This window comes from Pseudomonas fluorescens (assembly GCF_902497775.2).
Lineage (GTDB): Bacteria > Pseudomonadota > Gammaproteobacteria > Pseudomonadales > Pseudomonadaceae > Aquipseudomonas > Aquipseudomonas putida_F.
Genome location: NZ_OZ024668.1, coordinates 890,362 through 911,880, shown reverse-complemented (window position 1 = coordinate 911,880; position 21,519 = coordinate 890,362). Strand labels below are relative to the sequence as shown.

Annotated in this window: 17 protein-coding genes; 11 read left to right on the top strand and 6 right to left on the bottom strand. The window is 63.5% G+C overall.

The genetic code is table 11. The annotated features are described in order from the left end of the window. Window positions 1-18: 18 nt before the first annotated feature. Both F8N82_RS04325 and F8N82_RS04320 read right to left on the bottom strand, forming a co-directional pair. Window positions 19-459 (bottom strand): YkvA family protein, encoded by a 441-nt coding sequence (locus tag F8N82_RS04325; RefSeq protein WP_038993981.1) that lies wholly within the window; start codon window positions 457-459, stop codon window positions 19-21. 280 nt (window positions 460-739) lie between these two features. Continuing rightward, window positions 740-1,471 (bottom strand): FKBP-type peptidyl-prolyl cis-trans isomerase, encoded by a 732-nt coding sequence (locus F8N82_RS04320; RefSeq protein ID WP_038993980.1) that lies wholly within the window; start codon window positions 1,469-1,471, stop codon window positions 740-742. Between the two features lie 329 nt (window positions 1,472-1,800). Here F8N82_RS04320 and F8N82_RS04315 point away from each other — a divergent pair, with 329 nt between their 5' ends. The 11 genes from F8N82_RS04315 to F8N82_RS04265 all read left to right on the top strand — a co-directional run bounded on the left by F8N82_RS04315 (window position 1,801) and on the right by F8N82_RS04265 (window position 13,361). Then, the gene (locus F8N82_RS04315; protein ID WP_038999216.1) at window positions 1,801-2,532 is read left to right on the top strand and encodes a helix-turn-helix domain-containing protein; all 732 of its coding nucleotides are present in this window, start codon (window positions 1,801-1,803) and stop codon (window positions 2,530-2,532) included. Between the two features lie 206 nt (window positions 2,533-2,738). Then, a complete protein-coding gene (locus F8N82_RS04310; RefSeq protein ID WP_038993978.1) occupies window positions 2,739-3,806 on the top strand; it encodes an SDR family oxidoreductase in 1,068 nt (355 codons plus the stop codon). Continuing rightward, on the top strand, window positions 3,807-5,078 hold the full coding sequence (locus tag F8N82_RS04305) for an aspartate aminotransferase family protein (RefSeq protein WP_038993976.1): 1,272 nt from the start codon (window positions 3,807-3,809) through the stop codon (window positions 5,076-5,078). Beyond that, complete coding sequence (locus F8N82_RS04300) at window positions 5,075-5,518, top strand: type II toxin-antitoxin system RatA family toxin (protein ID WP_038993973.1); 444 nt, start codon at window positions 5,075-5,077, stop codon at window positions 5,516-5,518. Before F8N82_RS04305 ends, F8N82_RS04300 begins: the two co-directional genes overlap by 4 nt. Window positions 5,519-5,523: 5 nt before the next feature. After that, a complete protein-coding gene (locus F8N82_RS04295; RefSeq protein ID WP_038999215.1) occupies window positions 5,524-6,669 on the top strand; it encodes an acyl-CoA dehydrogenase family protein in 1,146 nt (381 codons plus the stop codon). Between the two features lie 5 nt (window positions 6,670-6,674). Beyond that, complete coding sequence (locus F8N82_RS04290; protein WP_224793855.1) at window positions 6,675-7,493, top strand: SDR family NAD(P)-dependent oxidoreductase; 819 nt, start codon at window positions 6,675-6,677, stop codon at window positions 7,491-7,493. 10 nt (window positions 7,494-7,503) lie between these two features. After that, window positions 7,504-8,496, top strand: coding sequence for a fatty acid desaturase family protein (locus F8N82_RS04285; RefSeq protein ID WP_038993971.1), 993 nt, complete (start codon window positions 7,504-7,506; stop codon window positions 8,494-8,496). Between the two features lie 32 nt (window positions 8,497-8,528). Next, window positions 8,529-9,332 carry a DUF3050 domain-containing protein gene (locus F8N82_RS04280; protein ID WP_038993970.1) on the top strand — a complete coding sequence of 268 codons (804 nt, stop codon included), beginning with the start codon at window positions 8,529-8,531 and terminating at the stop codon, window positions 9,330-9,332. 80 nt (window positions 9,333-9,412) lie between these two features. Next, window positions 9,413-10,477 carry an HlyD family secretion protein gene (locus tag F8N82_RS04275; RefSeq protein ID WP_038993969.1) on the top strand — a complete coding sequence of 355 codons (1,065 nt, stop codon included), beginning with the start codon at window positions 9,413-9,415 and terminating at the stop codon, window positions 10,475-10,477. Beyond that, window positions 10,474-12,048, top strand: a complete 1,575-nt coding sequence (locus F8N82_RS04270) for a DHA2 family efflux MFS transporter permease subunit (RefSeq protein WP_038993968.1) — start codon at window positions 10,474-10,476, stop codon at window positions 12,046-12,048. Before F8N82_RS04275 ends, F8N82_RS04270 begins: the two co-directional genes overlap by 4 nt. Continuing rightward, window positions 12,012-13,361 (top strand): TolC family outer membrane protein, encoded by a 1,350-nt coding sequence (locus F8N82_RS04265; protein WP_080764690.1) that lies wholly within the window; start codon window positions 12,012-12,014, stop codon window positions 13,359-13,361. Before F8N82_RS04270 ends, F8N82_RS04265 begins: the two co-directional genes overlap by 37 nt. On the opposite strand, the gene pcaQ is transcribed toward F8N82_RS04265, so the two are convergent. From pcaQ to F8N82_RS04245, 4 genes are all read right to left on the bottom strand, one after another. After that, entirely contained in the window at window positions 13,352-14,284 is a 933-nt protein-coding gene (gene pcaQ / locus F8N82_RS04260) for a pca operon transcription factor PcaQ (protein ID WP_038993967.1), read from the bottom strand. The two genes, F8N82_RS04265 and pcaQ, sit on opposite strands and share 10 nt — an antisense overlap. A gap of 111 nt (window positions 14,285-14,395) precedes the next feature. Further along, window positions 14,396-14,761, bottom strand: a complete 366-nt coding sequence (gene nirD, locus F8N82_RS04255) for a nitrite reductase small subunit NirD (RefSeq protein ID WP_038993965.1) — start codon at window positions 14,759-14,761, stop codon at window positions 14,396-14,398. Further along, window positions 14,761-17,319 carry a nitrite reductase large subunit NirB gene (gene nirB, locus F8N82_RS04250; RefSeq protein ID WP_038993964.1) on the bottom strand — a complete coding sequence of 853 codons (2,559 nt, stop codon included), beginning with the start codon at window positions 17,317-17,319 and terminating at the stop codon, window positions 14,761-14,763. The genes nirD and nirB overlap by 1 nt, the downstream gene beginning before the upstream one ends. A 276-nt stretch (window positions 17,320-17,595) precedes the next feature. Beyond that, the gene (locus F8N82_RS04245) at window positions 17,596-21,375 is read right to left on the bottom strand and encodes a bifunctional nitrate reductase/sulfite reductase flavoprotein subunit alpha (RefSeq protein ID WP_038993963.1); all 3,780 of its coding nucleotides are present in this window, start codon (window positions 21,373-21,375) and stop codon (window positions 17,596-17,598) included. Between the last annotated feature and the right edge of the window lie 144 nt (window positions 21,376-21,519).

Sequence of the window (21,519 nt, the reverse complement as noted above, 5' to 3'; positions counted from 1 at the left end):
TGCAGGGTCGTGATGTGATCAGCTTTTTTCCTGTTCCAGGCGAAGGGCTTCAGGGGTGTCGGGCAAGCGTTCGACCACCCGCAGTTTTTCCGGTGTCTGACGGTTGCGCCAGGCGCTGAAAGCGGCCAGTTCATCGGACACGGCTTTCATCACCCAGGCCAGCACGGCGATGTCATCGAGCAGGCCAACGCCCAGCAACCAATCGGGAATCGCATCCAGCGGGCTGACAAAATACAGCAGCCCCGCCACCACGGTGATCAGCGCCTTGGGGCTGATCGCCCGGTACTCGCCGCGCCACCAGGCCAGGCACAGGGCCTGCAGCAGGCGCACGTCCTCGCGCAGCTTGCCCAGCCGCGGGCCTTTGCGCGCCACGGCAAAAATCAGCGCCGGCAAGCGCCCGCGGCTGAGCAGGCGCTCGGCCAAAGGCAGAAATCGGGCGAAATTCCACGGTGCTTTCATACGGCCTCCAGGGCCAGTGCCAAGGAAGGTTATCCACAATAATTGTGGATAACCTTGTGAACAGAGCTCAGTTTCAGGCTCAAGGCGCCCGCCCGGCAAGGGTCCGGGTTAAATCGGGCGTTTTTTACACACCTGTTTCAATTGCGCAAACGTTTTGCCTGCTGCGCCCTGAATCATCAACAGCTGCAGTTTTTCAGACCCTGCCGGGCCCCGAGGGTTCGCTAAACCCCAGAAACGACAACGCCCCGTCGAGACGGGGCGTTGCAGGTATCAACTGGCCTTACTCGGCAGCAGGATCGGCAGGCTCGGCATCAGCCTTGGCCTGGTCCTTGATACCCAGCAGTTCCAGTTCGAACACCAGCACCGAGTTGGCCGGGATCATAGGGCTCGGGCTCTGGGCACCGTAAGCGAGGTCGGACGGGATGTACAGCTTGTACTTCTCGCCAACGTGCATCAGTTGCAGGCCTTCGACCCAACCCGGAATCACGCCGCTGACCGGCAGGTCGATCGGGCTGCCACGCTCGACGGAGCTGTCGAAGACCTTGCCATCGATCAGCTTGCCTTCGTAGTGAACGGTAACCACGTCAGTCGGCTTTGGCTGGGCGCCGTCGGCCTTCTTGATCACTTCGTACTGCAGGCCCGAAGCGGTAGTCACTACGCCAGTCTTCTTGCCGTTTTCTTCGAGGAACTTCTTGCCGGCGGCAGCCGACTCTTCGCTCATCTTCACCAGGCGCTCTTCAGCGCGCTTTTGCAAGGCAGCGAAGGCTTCAACCAGCTCTTCGTCCTTGATCTTCTGTTCTTTCTTGCCAACGGCGTCTTCGATACCTTGAGCGACAGCTTTCGAATCAAGGTCGTCCATGCCTTCCTGAGCCAGGCTTTTGCCCATGTTCAGGCCAATACCGTAGGAGGCTTTCTGTGCCGGGGTCTTCAGCTCGACGCTGGTCTGCGAATCGCAACCCGCCAGTACCAGGCTAACCAGGGCAACCGCAGCCGCCAACCGATGCTGTTTCATGCTATTTCCTTGTTCATGCGCCAATAGGGCAATCGAGTAAAGCCGCGAGCTTATCAGGCGGCCACGACCAATGGCTACCGGGATAAGAACGAGAAAGGCCGGATAAGTTCACTGCTATAGCTTAGGCAAGATGTTGTGGGGCGGGCAGGCTTGCACTTGCACCTATCAGGCGTAGCAGCATAGGACAAATCTGCCGGAGTACATTTGTAACCAACTTTATCGACCAGCCCATGGCACACAGCTATTATCGGCGCCTGACCGGTTAGATTCCGGTATGAGGTTACTCGTTCATTTAAGAGAAACCGGGCAATCGATAAGGAAATCGGATGATGTGGGATGGCAAGGTTACCTTTGGCGAGTACTGGTTCGGCTATGTCGGCAAAACCGACCAGACCAGCGCTCATGCCCACGTGGCAATCCAGCTGTGCATCGGTATCCACAGCGATGTCACCGTCGAACAGAAGGAACGGACGCTGTGCGGTCCCGGTGTGATCATCGGGCCATTCGTAAATCACCGCTCGCGGCCCAATGCTGATCGCGTCGCCTTTCTTTACGTCTATCCTGACGCGCCGCTGGGCCGCGCGCTCAATGCGCTTCTCGATGCCAGCGGTACAGTTCTGGCCAATGACCAAATCCTCGAATGCTTCCGTCAGGCTTCGAGCTTCGAAGAGATAGTGGCGGCGCTCAATGCGGTACTAGTAGCCGATGGCAGCTTCGACCCGCGCCTGTCCAATGCCCTGCTGCTGTTGCGCGAAGATTGTGGCGGCACTGGCGCGGTGTCGCGGGCAGCAAGCGCCGTAGGGCTTTCCAGCCCGCGCCTGCGCTTTTTCGCCCACAGCCAGATGGGAGTGCCGCTGTCGCAGTGGATCATCTGGCGCAAGCTGGAACGCGCCTGCCAGTCCCTCGCCGCCGGTGCCAGCTTGACCGAGGCAGCCACCGACGGCGAATTTTCCGATCAGGCTCACCTGACCCGCATGATGCGGCGCATGATCGGCATGTCGCCCAGCCGCGCCGCGCTGGTACTGCGCAAGACAAGCGAATCGTTCAAGACCCTCTCCTGACAAACCGCCATCCTTGTCCCCGCCCCCCTCCTCGGGATCTCCAACCAGCGGCGGGAAGGCCCGGCTGCGGCCCCGGTTTAACGGGGCTTGCGGCCAAACAATAAAAACCCGCTTCGCGACGGGCACAGTGCCCGCCCTTTGACTGCCCGGTCGCCTTCAGCGCCAACTCTCTTCATTCACTTCATGTCTGCAAGGAGCGTAAGCACATGCCTGAACATTCACGGATGACCGTTCTACTGACCGGCGGAGCCGGTGTACTGGGCGAGACTTTGATCGACCAGTTGGGAGATAGTTACCGAATCATCTGCCTGGCTCGCAAAAGCCGGATTCGCCAGACCAATGTCGAAGTCCTGCGCGGCGATATCTGCCAGCCCTACCTGGGCCTGAGCGACAGCGATTACCAAACGTTGCTGGCCAGGGTCGACTGGGTTATCCACTCAGCCGCCATTACCCGCCTCGACGGCCAGGCCGAACAAATCTTCTCGGTGAACTACCAGGGCACACAAAACATCGTCAGCTTCGTGCAGGAGGCTGGCGTGCCGCTGTACCACATCAGCACAGCCTTCACCCACCCTTGTGACTACTATCCCGGCGTGGTGCCGCAAACGCCTTATGAAATCGCCAAGCGCCAGGCCGAAAAGCTGGTGCGCAGCGCCGACATCCCAGTGTCGATCTTCCGCCCCTCCATCATCATCGGCGATGCCGAGAACGGGCATATGCCCAATTTCCAGGGTTTTCACCTGACCATGGGGCTGATGATGTCCGGCTACCTGCCAATCATCCCCTGCCCGGAACGCGGCTATGTGGACCTGATCGCCCGTGACGTCGCTGCCGCGGCAATCAAGAGCGCCCTGGACCAGCGCCTGATTGGCGATGACTACTACCTCACCAACGGCGCCGATGCCCTGGACATCACCGCCCTGCTGGACCTGATGTGCGCGGAGATGGCCAACCAGCAAAAGCCCTTCGACCGCCCGCGCTGCATGAACCCGGATATCTACGATCGGCTGATCCGTCCGGTATTCCTGCCGGCACTGGAAGAGAACGTACGTGCGGCGCTGGGCCGGGCCACGCAGATGTGCCGCTACGCCAGCCTGAGGACACCGCTGCCCAGCTCCCTGGCGCAGTTGCTGCCGGCGCACCATACCCGCAACCCGCAGCGGGAACTGGCCCGCACCCTCGGCCGGCTCTCGCCCAAGCTTTCGGCCCTGCAGCGCATGCTCAAGGTGCCGGCGCCGGGAGCCCAACGATCCGACCTTGCCATGGAGGCATGAATGAACAGTATCACGGCCACCCCCAACGAAGCCCTCAAGGCGAAGATCCAGCAGCAGTACCGCAATCATGTGAATGCCGGCTATGCGCGCCTGGCTTCGATGATGAACCTACAGATCGAAGTCTCCAGTGCCGGTGTGTATATCTACGACATCGATGGCAACCGTTACCTGGATGCCGGCGGTTACGGCGTGTTCCTGCTCGGACACGGCCATCCCGAGGTGCTGGCCAAGGTCAGCGAGCAACTGCATAGCCACGCCATGGCCAGCAAGCTGCTGCTCAACCCCTACCAGGCCGCCGCCGCAGCAGCACTCGCCGAGGTCTGCCCGCCCGGGCTGCAGTACGTGTACTTCTGCAACTCAGGCACCGAAGCCACCGAAGCGGCGCTGAAGCTGGCCTGCATGAACGGCTGCCAGGCAACCCTTTCGACCATCGGCGGCTACCACGGCAAGACCCTTGGGGCCCTGGCCGTGACCGGTCGTGAGACCTACCGCGAGCCGTTCGCCGGACTGCTGGGCAACACCCATTTCCTGCCCTTTGGTGACACCCAGGCCCTCGAACTGCAACTGGCCAGCCTCGATTGCCGCGCCTGCGTGATTCTCGAGCCGATTCAGGCCGAAGCTGGCGTGCTGATCCCCCCGCCGGGCTACCTGCGCCGAGTGCGCGAACTCTGCGACGAGCACGATGCCGTGCTGATCCTCGACGAAATCCAGTCTGGCCTGGGCCGTACCGGCTACTGGTGGGCCTGTGAGCGCGAAGGCGTGGTGGCTGACATCATGCTGGTCGGCAAAAGCCTGTCCGGTGGCTGCGTGCCAGTCAGCGCCATGGTCGCCACAGCGCGGATGCAGGAACCGCTGAATCGCAACCCACTAATGCACACCACCACCTTCGGTGCCAACCCGCTGGCCATGGCGGCGGTGCAGGCTACCTTGCAGGTAATGCAGCGTGACGGCCTGGTACAGAAAGCCCGTGTGCTGGGAGAGATGCTGCGCGGGCGCTTCGAACAACTACTGGAGCAAAACGGCTGGACCAAACAGGTACAACTGCGTTGCGCCGGCCTGCTGCTGGGCTTCGAGTTTGTCGATGCGTCCATCGCCGCCAACATGGTCATGGCCCTGCTCGACCAACGCATCATCGTCTGCCATTCGCTCAACGATCACCGGGTCATCCGCCTGACCCCACCGGCGCTGTACAGCGAAACCGACGTCGAATGGCTACTGGACGGCTTTGCCGTGGCACTCACCTCCTCACTCCCGACCGGTACCCACCCATGAAAGAAGTCCGCCTGAATGCCTTCATCCCCCGTCAAAGCGCCGATGAAGTCTACGCCGCCATCAGTAATTTCGGCGCCTATCCGCAGTACTGCACGTCGGTACGCAAGATCGACGTCAAGAACCTCAGCGAAAACGTGACGCTAACTGACTGGGAGGTTAACTTTCACAACGGCATCCTGAAGTGGCAAGAGCGCGATACCTTCGACCCGAGCAACCGCCAGATATCTTTCCGCCAGACCGCCGGTGACATCGATCACTTCTCCGGTTCCTGGCATGTCGAGGCCGATGGCAACGACGCCACCATTGCCTTCGATTCCTGCTTCGACCTCGGCTTGCCGATGCTTGCCGATATGCTCGATCCGGTCGCCGAACAGGCGATCTCGGACAATATCCGCGCCATCATCAGTGGCCTGTTTCCGGCCAGTTACATCAAGGATTGATGACCATGACCCTGGCTTTACTGCAACGCTCACGGGCCATTCTTGAACACTTTGCCCCAGGCTTTGATGCCCTGCTTGGCGAAATCCCCTTCAATGCCCGGGAAGAGGCCGAAAGCCCGGTGGTTGGCTGGTTCAAGCAGCACGGCCCGGTGGGCCTGCTGATCAACCAGGAAGCGGGTGGATTGGGAGCCGACGCCTTCCAGGCCGTGCATGTGCAACTCGCCCTGGGCGCACGCTCGCCGTCACTGGCGGTGGCCAGCACCATGCACCAGTTCTCAGTGGCAAGCCTGGTAGCCATCGGCGAGAACGGCGCGGGCGCCGAAGGCCTGTTGCTCTCAGCCATTGCCCGCCAGCGTTTGCTGCTGTCCTCGGGTTTCGCCGAGGGCGTACCGGGCGAAGGCATTCTCGACGCCGGCATGCAGGCTGAACAAACCCCCTCCGGGGTAGTCCTCAGCGGCAGCAAAAAACCTTGCAGCCTGGGCAAGTCCATGGACTTGCTGACCGCCAGCTACAGCCGTATCAGCCCGGCCGGCGAAGAACTCATGGTAGCGCTTATCCCGGCCAACGCGCCGGGTATCAGCCACTGCCCGTTCTGGCAGAACAGCGCCCTGGCGGCAGCCGAAAGCGTCGAGGTGCGCCTGGAACGGGTGCTGGTCGACAACAAGATGGTGTTTTCCGCCGGCCTCAAGGCCCAACTGGGCGAAGTCCAGACTATAGGTTTCATCTGGTTCGAGCTGTTGATCAGCGCCTCTTACCTCGGTGCCTGCCTGGGCCTGGTGGAGGCGGTGGTGGCGCAGCAGCGCTGGAGCGAACACCACCGGGTCGAACTGGCCGCGCAGATGCAACTGTGCCTGAGCGCGCTGGAAGGCGCGGCACTTGATATCCAGCGCCACCCCGATGACCTCTCGGCGATCCTGGCCCGCCTGCTGCTGGTGCGCTACGGCATAGAGCAACTGCTGGCCAGAACCTCGGACCAGGCTCACCAGATGCTCGGCGGCCTGGGCTTCATCCGCTCCACCGACAGCTCACAGTGGATGCTCAGCTGCCGCGGGCTGCAGTTCCATCCGCCAGCCAAGGTAGCGATGAGCAAAAATCTCGATGCCTACCTACAAGACGCCTCATTCAGCATTGCCAAAGGAGTTGCAGCGTGAACCTGATGAACAAGACCGTGGTGATCACTGGTGTCGCCCGTGGGCTGGGCCTGGAGACCGCACGCAAGCTCAAGCGCCTGGGCGCGACGGTGATCGGTATCGACCGCCTGGAAGGCGACGCCAGTCTGCACCTGGATGCCTTCTACCTGCTCGACCTGTGCGACCAGCAGGCCTTGGCCGAAGCCGTGCACTCAATCCAGGAACGTTTCGGCGACCTGCATATCCTGGTCAACAATGCCGGCACCCTGACCCTCGAACGCGGCGAGACCGGGGTTACCGATGAAGTGCGCCGGGCCATGGAAATCAACCTGCTCGCCCCCTGGCAACTCACCGCCGCCTTCCTCCCGGGGTTGTTGCGCAGCCGCGGCAAGGTGGTGAACGTGTCGTCACTGTTCGCCTTGGTCAATGCCCCCTATGTTGCCGCCTATGCCGCCAGCAAGCGGGCCATGAGCGCCTACTCCGACGTGCTGCGCATGCAGTACCCCGGGGAGCTGGATGTGGTGACCGTCTACCCCGGTTTCATCGATACCGCCATCCACCAGCCAGCCCAGCGGGTGGGGCTGTCGGTCAAGCGTCTGGTTAGCTTCAAGCTGGGCAACAAGACCCTGCTGTCGCTCGAAGAAAAACTCGGCGCGGCCAGCGACGGTCTGGTCCGTGCCTGCCTCAAGCGCGGCTTGCGCAATCGCGGCCTGACTTTCCTCGGCACCGTGGCCATGTACACCGCGCGCTGCATGCCGAGCCTGGTCGACGCCTTCATCACTTTGCGCCTGCGCACGCTGACCAAAGCTGGACAACTAGCGCTCAAACCCGAGCTGATCGAGTAAGGAGCCAGGCATGCACCGGCCCACATTTCACAAGCCTGAACTCAAGCTCGAACGGCGCCTGTTCGTGACGTCCGCGCTGGAGTCAGCTCTGGTCATCGGCTATGCCCTGCTGCTGTTCGCCGTGCCCCTGCTGGCCTATGTGGGCCTTGCCGAACATGGCACAGCGTGGGCCCTGGGCGCCCTGCCACTGCTGATACCGGCGGCGTACGGGATGTTCCTGCAGGGCATCCTCGGCCACGAGGGGTTTCACTTCAACTTCAGCGAAAAGCGCCTGCTCAGTTGCCTGCTAGGCGTGCTGTGCAGCTCGATACTCACAGGATTCTGTGTCACCGGCTACTTCGTCGACCACTGGCAGCACCACCGCCACAGCAACGGCCCGCAAGACCCGGACTGGCGACTGTTTCGCCGCTATCGGCATCCGTTGATGCGGATGATTGTCTCGCGCTTGCAGGCCACCGCTCGTTACTTGCTGCAGACCGTGCAACTGGCGCTGCCCGGAGCCAGGGTCGAGGGCCGGTTGCCATTGCCGGCGCAGCAGATCCGCCTGCTGGCACGAGTCAACCTGCTGTGCCAGGCCGGCTGGATCGTCCTCTGGGCTGGACTGGCCAGCCACTGGCCAGTGTTGCTGCCGGCGCTCGTGGTGTGCCTGCTGCTGGCCCTGCTGATTTCCGGCGTCAATGCCTACCAGGAGCATGCCTTCGCCAGCGACGTCGAAACGCCGATCGCCCGTTCGCGCACTTCGCTGCTGTGCAGCCTGTTACACGCGGGGTCGAACTATCACCTGGAACACCATCTGTACCCTCGGGTGCCGTGCTGGCGGCTCCCCCAGGTCCATCGGCGCTTGCTCGCCAGTGGCTGGTACCAGGACCGGCAGACCTTGCTCGAGCCCAGCTTCATCGGCTCGTTCAGGTACTGCTCCAGCCAGTTCCCCTACAGCGGGGAGCTGCAGGCAACACCCGAGCTGGCACCCGCTTCGCTCGAGGGCAGCGGACCCTCCCGCTGACACTTCCAACAATGACACTCATGGAGCCGAGTATGTCTTTCGAGATCGATCAATATATCCAGGACGAACGCCGCACCCTGCTGGAGCACCCGCTGTTCGCCAATATCACCACCCTGGATGACGTGCGCTTGCTGATGGAGGTCCACGTCTTTGCGGTATGGGACTTCATGACCCTGCTTAAACGCATCCAGCGTGACCTGACCTGCGTCGAGCTGCCGTGGCTGGCGCCCAAACACATCACCGCAGCCCGCCTGATCAACGAAATCGTCATCGGTGAGGAAACCGATGAGCGTCCCGGTGGCGGTTTCATCAGCCACATGGAGCTGTATGTCAACGCAATGGAAGAAATCGGTGCCAACACCGCGCCGTTTCGCAACTTCCTCGCCCAGCTCGGCGACGGTGCCCCACTGGGCCAGGCCCTGGCGGCCCCGGACATTCCGCTGCCGGCCAAGATCTTCGTCAGCCAGACCCTCGACGTCGCCCTGTACGGTACCACCGAGCAAGCCCTGGCGTACTTCTTCTTCGGCCGCGAAGACATCATCCCGGACATGTTCGGGCGCCTGCTGGAGAACTGGTCGGTAAGCGAGGACAGCGTGCCGATGCTGACCTACTACCTCAAACGCCACATCGAGATGGACGGCGACGACCACGGCCCCGCGGCCAAACGCATCATCGCCGCCATCATCACCGAACCGGCCCAGCAAACCCAGTTGGTCAACAGCGCGCGCAGCGCCATCAATGCCCGCATCGGCCTGTGGGACGGCGTGCAGCACCTGTTGGCCCAGCGCCTGCCGGCACCCGATTTACAACACCAGTACCAGGCCGAACTGGGCTGAGGGCAGCGCCTGCGTGCCGGGCTACGGCCCGGTGCACAACCCTTCCTGCGCGATAAAAATCCAGACGAAGAGCGTATGACATGGTGAAAAGCAAATACGGCAAGTTGGCGGTGTGTGCACTGGTGATCGGTGGCCTGCTGTTTCTTGGCTGGCAGCGCTGGCAATACGCCCGGGAATACGTCAGTACTGACAATGCCGAGGTCGAGGGGGTCATCATCCCGATCCGTGCCAAACTCTCCGGAACCGTGGTCGAGGTTCCGATCCGCGAAAACGCCCGGGTCGAACAGGGCGAACTGCTCTACCAGGTACGCGAGGACGAGTACCGCCGGCGGGTCGAGCAGGCTCAGGCCAACTACCTCGGCCTGATGGTCGCCGCCGGCCAGGGTGGCATGCCCGGCCTGATGGATAGCCAGGTGCGCAGCGCCGCGGCCCGCAGCCTGGCCGCCGAAGCTGGCATCGCCCAGCTCGGTGCCAACCTCGAACAAGCCCGCAGCGATTACCAGCGCACCCGGCGCCTGGCCAGCCAGGGCGTGGTCAGTACCCAGGACCTGGAAGCCGCGCAAGCGCGCTTCAATGCCCTGAACCATGAGCTGCAGGCAGCCCGCAGCAACTCCCGCGCCGCCGTCGAAGGCACCCTGGCCAACAAGGCAGCACTGAAAGTCGAGGAATACCGCATCGGTGCTGCCGAAGCGGAACTTGAACTGGCCCGGATCCAACTGCAGGACACCCGCCAGACCTCGCCCCAGGCCGGCATCATCGCAAAAAAGGAAGTCGAGCCCGGGCAATTCGTGGTCGCCGGGCAAAAGCTCCTGAGCCTGGTCAGTACTGAGCATCTGTGGGTAATCGCCAACTTCAAGGAAACCCACATTGGCCGCGTGCGGGTCGGACAAAAGGCCCGGATCAGCGTCGATGCCTTCCCCGGTGAACGCTTCGAAGGTGTCGTGCAAAGCCTGGTGCCGGCCACTGGCGCGCGCTTCTCGCTGCTGCCCCAGGAAAACGCCACCGGCAACTTCACCAAGGTGGTGCAGCGCATCCAGGCGCGCATCGAACTCGACCAGGTGCCCGAGCGGTACCGCAATGCGCTAAGCCAGGGCATGAGCGTGTTCGTTGAGGTGAACATCCGGGACACCGAGCAGACCCTATGAAATCGCCCTATCTGGTGGCCTTCACGGTCACCCTGATCTCGATGATGGAACTGCTCGACGTCACCATCGTCAACGTTGCCATTCCCAGCCTGATGGGCAGCTATGGCGCCTCGGTGGATGAAATCTCCTGGGTCTCGACCGGTTACATCGTCGCCAACGTGGTAATCCTCCCAGCCAGTGGCTGGCTGTCGGCCTGGTTCGGCCGGCGCAACTACTACCTGGTGTCCTCGATCGTGTTCGTACTGGCCTCGCTGGGCTGCGCGATGTCCACCGAGCTCTGGCAACTGGTGGCCTTGCGGATTATCCAGGGCCTGGCCGGCGGTGGCTTGCTGGGTATCTCCCAGGCGATCATCTACGACGTGTTCCCCAAAGAAAAGGTCAGCACTGGCCTGGCCCTGTACGGGGTCGGGGTAATGATGGGACCGACCCTGGGGCCGTCGGTGGGCGGTTACCTGATCGATGAATTCTCCTGGCACTGGATCTTTCTGATCAACCTGCCGATCGGCGCTGTGGCGATCCTGCTGTCGTGGCTCTGCGTGCATGATTCGATCAACGAGAAACGCCCGCAAAGCATCGACTACATCGGCTTCGCCCTGCTCGCCTTGGGCGTTGGCAGCCTGCAGATCATGCTTGAGCGTGGCGAACACTGGGACTGGCTGGAATCGGACCTGACCCTCGCCTGCCTGCTGCTGGGCGGCTTCGGCCTGCTGACGTTTTTCTGGTGGGAGCAGCGCGTCTCCACGCCGATCGTCAATATGAACCTGTTTCGCAACCGCGAGTTCCTCATGGGCTCGATCTGTGCCTTTTGTGTCGGCTTCGGCCTGTACAGCACGCTGTTCATGGTGCCGTTGCTGCTGCAGACGCTATTGGAGCAGAGCGCCTACCAGAGCGGCATGGTGATCTTCCCCGGGGCCCTGGCCAGCGCCGTGAGCACCCTGGTGATCGGCAAGCTGTCCCAGGAAAACAAGATCGATGAACGGGTGTTCGTCAGCATCGGCATCCTGATCTACGGCTATGCGATGTACCTGCACACCCAGTTCACCCTGCAGAGCAACCCCGACACCCTGTACTGGCCCCTGATCATCCGCGGGCTTGGCCTGGGCATGATTTTCGTTCCACTCACCAACCTGGCCATGCGCCAACTACCTGCACAGCTGATTTCGGTCGGCTCGGGGGTGCTCAACCTTATGCGCCAGCTCGGTGGCAGCGTCGGTATCGCCATCGCCGCGACCTTGCTGACGCGCTTTTCCTGGGCGCGCTACCGGCAATTGTCCGAGCACGTCACCGAGTCGAGCATCATCGCCAGCGGCTGGGATGTTGCCCGCTACGACCCGCGCGTGCTCTCGCTGGGCACCAGCGATCCAGCCCAGGCGCAAGCCCTGCTGGCCCTGGTCAATGCCCGTGAACAGGCGCAGATGCTCGGCTTCAGCATGCTCTTCGGCCTGCTCGGCGCAGTAATGCTGATCGGTGTGCCGATGGTCCTGCTGATGCGCAACCCCAAACGAATCGCTCAATCCGAACAGGAAGCCTCGCCGTGCTCGAACAACTCTCGCGAATCCGCGCAGGCCTGATGGCCCTGGCACTGCTCGGCAGCAGCCAACAGGCCCGGGCTGATGACCTCTACCAGCTCTATCAAAAAGCCCTGGCCCATGACATGAAATACGCCGCGGCCATCGAACAGCAACGTGCCAGCAACGAAAAAGAACCCCAGGGCCGTGCATTGCTGCTGCCCAACCTGTCGCTTGAAGGGGGCGCTGCCTGGGTCGACCGCGACGACAGCGGTGCGGCGACACGCAATCGCGACAACTCCAATGCCTACGCACTGGTGCTGATACAGCCGCTGCTGCGCTGGCAGAACGTGATCGGCCATGACCAGAGCAAGGCGCTGGTGCTGGCCGGGGAAATCAACCTGCAGGCCGCTCGCCAGGACCTGATGCTGCGGGTTGCCGACGCTTACTTTGACTTGTTGCTGGCTGAAGACCTGCTCACCACCAGCCGCCAGCAGGTGCGTACCCTGCAAGAGCAGCGCGGCAAGGCTGAACGCTTCTACCAGGCTGGATCCGGTACCGAAAGCGAGGTGCAACGCATCCAGGCCCGCTACGACCTGGCGTATGCCCGGCAGATGGCTGCGCACAATGCTGTGCAATTGCACCAGGAAACCCTGGCGCAGTTGACCGGGAGCGTGCCCGCGTCGCTGGCCCGGCTCGACCCGCAGGTGCGCTTTCAGGGGCCGCAGCCGGCGCAGATCGGCACCTGGGCCGAGCAGGCGCAACAGCACAATCTCAAGGTCCAGGCGGCGCAGATCAAGCGCCTGGTGGCAGAAAAGGAAATCGACAAGCAACAGGCCGGGCACCTGCCCACGGTCGACCTGGTGGCCGCTCACGGGCGCTTCGCCTCGGTGGGCGGCAGCCTGTACGACGTCACCCTGCCGGAAGAAAAGTACACCCAGACGGTGGTCGGTGTGCAGGTCAGCCTGCCATTGTATGCCGGTGGCGGCACCTCCAGCCGCACCCGCGAAGCCCGCGCCCTGCATGGGGTGGCCTTGGATGAAGTCGAGGACGCACGTCGCGAGGCCGGACTGATGGCGCGCCAGGCCTACCTGACCCTGACCAGTGGCATCAGCCAGTACGCGGCGCTGCAGCAGGCGCTGCGCTCCAGCCAGACCAACCTGACCTCGACCACCCACGCCTTCGAGGCCGGCGCGCGAATCAGTTCCGATGTGCTGGACGCCGAACAGCAGGTGACCCAGACCGAGCAGCAACTGGCTGAGCAGCGTTATGCGATCGTCCTGGCCCAGCTCAAGCTATTGGCCGCCAGCGGCAGCCTCGGCGATGCCGGCCTGCAAGAGATCAATGCCCTGCTCTCAGCGGGCGCTCAAGGGTAATGGCCGTCGCGGTACTGCGCCGCGACTTCGCGTAAAACTTCGCATAGCCACCGTGCCGGTAATGGCAGGGGCAAGGCGGCGTTGCTGCAGATGCCGACCGAGCCGCCCGGCTCGCTGACGCCCAGGTCCAGCTCGCACAGTTCACCACGGCTGAGGTCGACGCGCACCGCATCGCGCGGTGCGACCCAGACCGCATCGCTACCCTGCACATAGCGCCGGCTCAGGGCCGGCGACAGGGTTTCCAGGCGCTGCGCGGGTTGCTCGATGGCGCACTGCACGAACAGGCTGTCGGCGTGCTTGCGGATGGTCGTGCCAGCCAGCGGCAACACCAGCGGGTAGCGACCGACCTGGCTGCGCTCGATCGGTTGGCGGCCGAGCAAGGGATGACCGGGGCGCACCACCAGCGACATCGACTCGCTGTACAGGTGCTCGAACATCAGCCCCTGGATCTGCGGGCTGTCGGTCATGCGTCCGATTACCAGGTCCAGCTCGCCCACATGCAACTGCCCGAGCAGATGCGCGCTGGGGCCGGTGGCGACGCTGACCACCAGGGCCTCATGGCGCTGGTGCAGACGGCAGAGCACTTCGGGCATCAGCAGGCTTTCGACGGTCGACAGCACGCCGACCCGTACCTGGGGCGGCGCGTGTTCTTCACCGCGCAGGGTGCTGACGCCTTCGCGCAGGGCCTGCACGCTGGGCCCGGCGTAGCGCATGAAACGCACCCCGGCCGGGGTCAGCGCGACGCCCTGCTTGCTGCGCTCGAACAGCCGCGTTTCAAGCAGCTCTTCAAGCTCCTTGAGGGTCTTGGAGATGGCCGGCTGACTGATCGCCATGGCGTCGGCGGCCTTGGCGAAACTGCCCTGGCGGGCAATTTCGAGAAAGCACAGCAAGTGGCGGAATTTGATCCGGGTATCGAGGTTCATCCCCGGAGTTTATCGGGGCTCGGCCCGGACTGCGACCGCTTTGCGGTCGATCGCGGGTCAAGCCCGCTCCCACCGTTTTTGTGGGAGCGGGCTTGACCCGCGATGAGGCCATCAATAGCGACCCAACTCTATCTGCTCACCGCTGATGCGCACCGGCCACACCTGCAACGCCTGCTGCGGATCCTCCAGGCAACGCCCATCGCGCAAACAGAAATGCTGCTTGTACAAAGGCGCCGCCACCACCAACTCGCCCTTGAGCTCGCCCAGCAGCCCGCGGCCGATCACATTGGCACCGGACTTGGGGTCATGGTTGTCCACGGCAAACAGTGGCGTGGCCTGCCCGGGCAGGTAGAACAGCGCCACCTGGCGACCCTCGAACCACACCACCACCCCGGACTGGGCCACCAGGTCGGCACGGCTGCAAACCGTCTGCCAGTGTTGCGCCTGAACAGTTATCGCTGCGTTGGACTGGCTCATCAAAGCACCTCCTCGGTGGTCGGGATCACGTGAAGTTCGCCGGTGCCGATAGGCCGGCGCTGGCCGCGTTCGCGTACAAAATGCACACCCGGGTCCGGGCGCTGGTCGTTGACGAAGGTGCGAAAGCGCTTGAGTTTCTCGGGGTCTTTCAAGGCGTTGGCCCACTCGCATTCGTAGCGTTCGACCACCAGTTGCATCTGCGCTTCCAGCTCGGCACCCAGGCCCAGGCTGTCGTCGAGGATCACCTGCTTGAGGTAGTCCAGCCCGCCCTCCAGGCTTTCGCGCCACACCGAGGTGCGTTGCAGTTTGTCGGCGGTGCGGATGTAGAACATCAGCACGCGGTCGATGGTGCGAATCAGGCTGGCGTCGTCCAGGTCGGTGGCGAACAGCTCGGCATGCCGTGGGCGCATGCCGCCGTTACCGCAGATGTACAGGTTCCAGCCCTTCTCGGTGGCGATCACGCCGATGTCCTTGCTTTGCGCCTCGGCGCATTCGCGGGTGCAGCCAGACACCGCGAACTTGAGCTTGTGCGGCGAGCGCAGACCCTTGTAGCGGTCTTCCAGGGTCAGGGCCATCTGCACGCTGTCCTGTACGCCATAACGGCACCAGGTGCTGCCGACGCAGGATTTCACCGTGCGCGTCGACTTGCCGTAGGCGTGGCCGGTCTCGAAACCCGCGGCAATCAGTTCGGCCCAGATCTCTGGCAGTTCGTGCAGCTGGGCACCGAACAGATCGATGCGCTGGCCGCCGGTAATCTTGGTGTAGAGGTCGTATTTTTTCGCCACTTCGCCGATGACGATCAGCTTCTCGGGGGTGATCTCGCCGCCGGGAATCCGCGGCACCACCGAGTAGGTGCCGTTCTTCTGCATGTTGGCCATGAAGGTGTCGTTGGTGTCCTGCAGCGGCACCAACGACGGCTCCATGATCGGCTGGTTCCAGCACGAGGCGAGGATCGAGCCGACCGTGGGTTTGCAGATATCGCAGCCGACGTGCCCGCGGCCATGCTTGGCGAGCATTTCGTCGAAGCTGAGGATGCCTTCGACCCGCACCAGCGCATACAGCTCCTGGCGGGTGTAGGCGAAGTGTTCGCAGAGGCTCCTGTCGACGCTGACGCCGCGGGCGATCAGTTCATGCTCGAACACCTGCTTGAGCAACGCCGCACAACCGCCGCAACCGGTGCAGGCCTTGGTCTGCTGCTTGAGCTGGCCAAGCTCGCCGCAGCCCCTGTCGATGGCGGCGCAGATCGCGCCCTTACTAACGTTGTGACACGAGCAGATGGTTGCACTGGCGGGCAAGGCGTCGGCGCCCAGTGCCGGCGCACCGGCCGACTGCGGCAGGATCAGCCCGGCAGGATCCGCTGGCAAGGCAATGCCGTTCTGCACGTATTGCAGCAGGGTGTCGTAATAGCTGTTGTCGCCGACCAGCACCGCGCCGATCACCTGCTTGCCGCTGGCATCGACCACCAGGCGGCGATAGGCCGACGCGGCTTCGTCGATAAAGCGATAGCTACGCGCACCCGGGGTGGCGCCGTGGGCATCGCCAATGGAGCCGACATCGACGCCAAGCAGCTTGAGCTTGGTCGACATGTCGGCCCCGGTGAAGCTGCCAGCGTCTTCACCAGCCAGCGCCGCCGCAACATTGCGCGCCATGCTGTAGCCCGGTGCTACCAGGCCGAACACACTGCCGTTCCATGACGCGCATTCGCCAATGGCGAAGATCCGTGGGTCGCTGCTGCGACAAGCGCTATCGATCACCACCCCGCCGCGTGACGCGATGTCCAGCCCGCTGCTGCGGCCCAGGGCATCCTGCGGGCGGATACCGGCGGAGAACACGATCAGGTCGGTTTCGAGAAACTCGCCGCCATCGAAGTTCATCCGATAGCGATATTCGTCACCGGCAACGATGGCCTGGGTCGCCTGCGACAAGTGCACGCCAACCCCCAGGGCTTCGATCTGCGCCCGCAAGGCGGCACCGCCTTCGGCATCCAGCTGCACTGGCATCAAGCGCGGCGCAAACTCCACCACGTGGGCTTCCAGGCCCAGGGACTTCAAGGCATTGGCCGCTTCCAAGCCCAGCAGGCCACCGCCGACCACCACGCCACGGCGGGCACTGCTGGCAGCGGCGCGGATCGCATCGAGATCATCAAGGGTGCGATAGACCAGGCGCGCCGCCCCGTGTGAGCCTTCGATCGGCGGCACGAACGGATAGGAACCGGTGGCCAGTACCAATTGATCATAAGGGTAACGCCCGGCGCGGGTGACCACCTCGCAGCGCTCACGGTCGATCTCCAGCACCGCCTCGCCCAGGTGCAGGTGAATGCCGTGGCCGGCATACAAGTCCGCCTCGCCCAGGGCCAGGGTCTCGGCGTCGCTGGCGCCGAAGTATTCCGACAGGTGCACGCGATCATAGGCACGCTGGCGTTCTTCGCCGAACACCCGCACCTCGAAACGGCCCAGGGCGCCACGTTCGATCAGTTGTTCGACGCAGTGATGACCGACCATGCCATTGCCGACGATGATCAGCTGTTGCCGCGCTTCGATGCTGGTAAACCCATTCATACCCGATCCTCACTCAAGGCCATTCACGGTGGCTTTTCTGCTGGGGGCCAACCCCGAAAAACAAAAAAAGGCGCCTGGAGCCGAAGCTCCAGGCGCCTTTGCCTGGTCGTTTTTGTAGTCCCGGTTGCGAATCGCCATTGACCCGCGAGGACGTTGTACATCTGTAAAAGCAGGTTGCGTGCCAACTGCCCAAACCTTTGAAACCGGGGCTTGTGCGCGATCCACTGGCGCCGTTATCGACCCAGGCTGGTGCAGCCCTCCCCCTTATGGGGCAATTCAGTACACATCGCGCAGGTAACGCTTGGCGCGGCTCAGGTCGCTGACATAGGCCTCGGCCCGTTCCACACTCAGGCCGCCGTGCCGATGCACCACCTGCTTGAGCGCCGCATCGACATCCCTGGCCATGCGCGCGGCATCGCCACAGATGTAAAAGTGCCCACCCTCCTCCAACCAGCGCCAGAGCTCGGCGCCCTGTTCGAGCATGCGCTGCTGCACGTAGATCTTCTGCGCCTGGTCGCGGGAAAAGGCGGTGTCCAGGCGGGTCAGGTGACCGTCGCGCTGCCAGGCCAGCAGCTCATCGCGATAGTAGAAGTCGGTGGCCGCCTGCTGCTCGCCGAACAGCAGCCAGTTGCGACCTGTGGCCCCTTCGGCCTGACGCTCCTGCAGGAACGCCCTGAACGGCGCCACGCCGGTACCGGGACCGACCATGATCACCGGCGCCGTGCTGTCGCTGGGCAGGCGAAAATGCGCGGTCGGCTGAGTGAAGATCTCTACCCGGCCAGGTTCGCTGCGGTCGGCCAGATAGGTCGAGCACACGCCCTTGCGCTGGCCATAGCGGACGGTGGAAACCGTCAGGTGAACCTGATCCGGATGCAGCTTCTGGCTCGAGCTGATCGAATACAGCCGCGGCTGCAAGGGTTTGAGCAGGCTGAGCCAGGTATCCAGGCTCAGCTCGGGTGGGTACGCATGCACCAGATCGATCAGTTGCTTGCCCCACAGCCAGTCCTTGAGCGCAGCCTTGTTATGCGGTTCAAGCAACTCGCGCAATTGCCCATTGCCAAGGGCGCAGGCCTGGAGCAACTGCGGGGTGATACGGGCGATTTCCAGGTGCTCCAGCAGCGCCTCGGCCAAGGGCATGTCGGCCTGGCCCTTGAGGCTGACGCAGCGACCACCATCCAAGCGGGTGGCACTGAGCAACGCGTCGACCAGCGCCGGGCAGTTTCGTGGCCATACGCCCAACGCGTCACCAGCCTGGTAAGTGAAACCGCTGTCGCCCAGGCCAAACACCAGTTGGCGGGTTTCCTTGACCGCGCCGGGGCCGTTGAGCAGGTGGTTGCCGACCAGAGTCGTTGCCAACGGCCGGGTCTTGCTGAAGCCGATTGCAGCCGGCGCCGGCACTTCGAGCAACACGTCGCCGTGACCCAATTTGCCCAGCAACGCTTGCAGCCATTGCCCGGCCGGTTCAGTGAAGTCACCCTCGCAATCGACCCGCTCCAGCAAGCGCTCGGCACCCAGCTCTGCCAGGCGCTGATCGAGCTTGCGACCAAAGCCGCAGAACTGTTCATAGCTGGAATCGCCCAGGGCCAGTACCGCATAAGGCAAGCCGGCGCAGCGTTGCGAATGCTCGCCATGCAGGCCGCGCCAGAACGCCGCGCCCGTGTCCGGTGCATCGCCGTCGCCGAAGGTGCTGGCAATCAGCAGCAGGCTGGCGGGGCTGTCCAGTTGCTCCAGGGCCATGTCTTCCATGCAGCTCAACTGCACCGGCAAGCCGACCTTGCGCAGGCGCTCGGCACACTGCTCGGCCAGGGCCTGACCGTTGCCGGTTTGCGAGGCCCAGAGCAGCAGGTGCTGGTCCTGCACCGAAACGGGCTGATGGTCGATCTGGGTAGCGTTGATGCGCTCGCCGGCAACCCGGCTCAGGGCCACCGCGCAATACTTGAAAGCCGGTTGCAGCGACAGCGGGTCGACCGCGTCGCAGGTGACGGCATTGATCGCCAGGCTGTCACCGTAAACGTCGTTCCAGTGAAACGGCGCAAAGCAGTTGCCCGGCAGCACTCGGTCGGTAATCCGTGCCGGCAGCAGCGCCTGCCCACGTCGGGAACGGATCTGCACCTGGTCTTTTTCAGCGATGCCCAGGCGCTCGGCATCGTCCGGGTGAATCTCCACGAATGGCCCGGGATCGAGCTTGTTCAGCGCCGCCACTTTGCCGGTCTTGGTCAGGGTGTGCCATTGGTGCTGAACCCGGCCGGTGTTGAGCACCAGCGCAAAGTCGGCGTCGGGCAGCTCGGCGGCGGGCAGGCAAGGCCGGGCAAAAAAACGTGCCTTGCCGCTACTGGTGGGGAAGGCAAGCGCAGGGACCTCGCCTTGGCCATCGCGCCGCAAGGTTTGGCTGATTCCGTCATTGCGATAACGCAACGGGCTGCGGGCATTCTCACGTCCCGGCTCGCATGGCCACTGCTGTGGCGCCTCACGCAAACCGGCATAGCTGATGCCGCGCACATCGTAGCCGGTGGCCGGGTTCCAGGCCTGGCGCAGCTCGTCGAACACGGCTTCGGCACTGGCGTAGCTGAACGCCTCGGCATAGCCCATGGCGCAAGCAATACGGGCGATGATCTGCCAGTCGGGCAAGCTCTCGCCCGGCGCCGCGACCGCCTGGTTCATCAAGCTCAGGTTGCGCTCGGAGTTGACCATCACCCCTTCGCCCTCGGCCCACAACGCGGCGGGCAGGAGGATATCGGCGTAGCGGTTGGTCTCGGTGTCGAGAAAGGCATCCTGGGTGATCACCAGCTCAGCCGCCTGCAACCCCGCGATGACCTGCTGGCGGTTGGCGACACTGGCCACCGGGTTGCTGCAGATGATCCAGCAGGCCTTGATCTGCGCGGCTGCGAGGTTCTCGAACAGCGCCACCGTGCCGTCACCGGCTTCGCTGCGCAGGCTGCCGGTGGGAATCTGCCACAGCTGCTCGACAAAGGCCCTATCCTCCGCGACCAGCGCCGAACGCTGCCCAGGCAGGCCCGGGCCCATGTAGCCCATTTCGCGCCCGCCCATGGCGTTGGGCTGGCCGGTCAGCGAGAACGGCCCGCTGCCCGGCCGGCAGATGGCGCCGGTAGCCAGGTGCAGGTTGCACAGCGCGTTGGTCTGCCAGGTGCCGTGGATGCTCTGGTTCAGGCCCATGGTCCAGCAGCTCATCCACTCCGGGGCCTGGCCGAGCCACCCGGCGGCCTGGCGGATATCGGCTTCATGCAGCCCGGTGATAGCCGCGACCCGCTCGGGTGTGTAGCCCTGCAAAAAGGCCGGCATATCCTCCCAGCCTTCGGTGTAGCGCTGGATGAAGTCGACGTCGCACTGGCCGTTTTCCAGCAACAGGTACAGCAGGCCATTGAGCAGCGCCAGGTCGGTGCCCGGTTTGATCTGCAGGAACAGGTCGGCCTTGTCGGCGGTGGCACTGCGCCTGGGGTCGACGACGATCAGCCGGGCCCCGGCCTTGAGCCGGTCGAGCAGACGCAAAAACAGGATCGGGTGACAATCGGCCATGTTCGCGCCGATCACCAGGAACACCTCGGCGCGGTCGAAATCCTGGTAGCTGCCCGGCGGCCCATCGGCGCCCAGCGACAGTTTGTAGCCGCTGCTGGCGCTGGCCATGCACAGGCGCGAGTTGGACTCGATATGCCGGCTGCGGACAAAACCCTTGGCCAGTTTGTTGATCAGGTACTGGGCCTCCAGCGACATCTGCCCGGAGACATAAAACCCCACAGCATCGGGCCCATGCTCGGTAATAATCGCCCGCAGCCGTTGCGCCGCCTGGGCGATGGCGTTGTCGATGCCGCTCTGCACCGGGTCGCGCTGGCGCTGATCGCGCAAGTAGGCGTGCTCCATGCGCCCTGACCCGCCCAGCGGTTGATGGGCGGTCAGGCCCTTGGTGCACAGGCGGCCAAAATTGCTGGGGTGCAGTTTGTCGCCACTGACTTTGGTCACCCGCCCGCCTTCGACGCTCATGACGATGCCACAACCGACGCCACAATACGGGCACACGCTGCGCACGCTGGTGCTGCTCATCGGCCTACCTCCTGATTGCGCAAACAAAAAAACGCCCTGCTGCCCCGGCCTGAATGAACAAGCGAGGGCAACACGGCGCCTTTGTCGTGAACGGGGCAATCTGCGTTGATTGCCGGATGTTCAGGCTGTAGCAAGGGCCGCGCC

What these genes read in the sequence shown, in the direction of transcription:
- F8N82_RS04325 (WP_038993981.1), bottom strand. Translation starts at nt 459, where the DNA reads ATGAAAGCACCGTGGAATTTCGCCCGATTTCTGCCTTTGGCCGAGCGC.
- F8N82_RS04320 (WP_038993980.1), bottom strand. Translation starts at nt 1,471, where the DNA reads ATGAAACAGCATCGGTTGGCGGCTGCGGTTGCCCTGGTTAGCCTGGTA.
- F8N82_RS04315 (WP_038999216.1), top strand. Translation starts at nt 1,801, where the DNA reads ATGTGGGATGGCAAGGTTACCTTTGGCGAGTACTGGTTCGGCTATGTC.
- F8N82_RS04310 (WP_038993978.1), top strand. Translation starts at nt 2,739, where the DNA reads ATGCCTGAACATTCACGGATGACCGTTCTACTGACCGGCGGAGCCGGT.
- F8N82_RS04305 (WP_038993976.1), top strand. Translation starts at nt 3,807, where the DNA reads ATGAACAGTATCACGGCCACCCCCAACGAAGCCCTCAAGGCGAAGATC.
- F8N82_RS04300 (WP_038993973.1), top strand. Translation starts at nt 5,075, where the DNA reads ATGAAAGAAGTCCGCCTGAATGCCTTCATCCCCCGTCAAAGCGCCGAT.
- F8N82_RS04295 (WP_038999215.1), top strand. Translation starts at nt 5,524, where the DNA reads ATGACCCTGGCTTTACTGCAACGCTCACGGGCCATTCTTGAACACTTT.
- F8N82_RS04290 (WP_224793855.1), top strand. Translation starts at nt 6,675, where the DNA reads ATGAACAAGACCGTGGTGATCACTGGTGTCGCCCGTGGGCTGGGCCTG.
- F8N82_RS04285 (WP_038993971.1), top strand. Translation starts at nt 7,504, where the DNA reads ATGCACCGGCCCACATTTCACAAGCCTGAACTCAAGCTCGAACGGCGC.
- F8N82_RS04280 (WP_038993970.1), top strand. Translation starts at nt 8,529, where the DNA reads ATGTCTTTCGAGATCGATCAATATATCCAGGACGAACGCCGCACCCTG.
- F8N82_RS04275 (WP_038993969.1), top strand. Translation starts at nt 9,413, where the DNA reads ATGGTGAAAAGCAAATACGGCAAGTTGGCGGTGTGTGCACTGGTGATC.
- F8N82_RS04270 (WP_038993968.1), top strand. Translation starts at nt 10,474, where the DNA reads ATGAAATCGCCCTATCTGGTGGCCTTCACGGTCACCCTGATCTCGATG.
- pcaQ (WP_038993967.1), bottom strand. Translation starts at nt 14,284, where the DNA reads ATGAACCTCGATACCCGGATCAAATTCCGCCACTTGCTGTGCTTTCTC.
- nirD (WP_038993965.1), bottom strand. Translation starts at nt 14,761, where the DNA reads ATGAGCCAGTCCAACGCAGCGATAACTGTTCAGGCGCAACACTGGCAG.
- nirB (WP_038993964.1), bottom strand. Translation starts at nt 17,319, where the DNA reads ATGAATGGGTTTACCAGCATCGAAGCGCGGCAACAGCTGATCATCGTC.
- F8N82_RS04245 (WP_038993963.1), bottom strand. Translation starts at nt 21,375, where the DNA reads ATGAGCAGCACCAGCGTGCGCAGCGTGTGCCCGTATTGTGGCGTCGGT.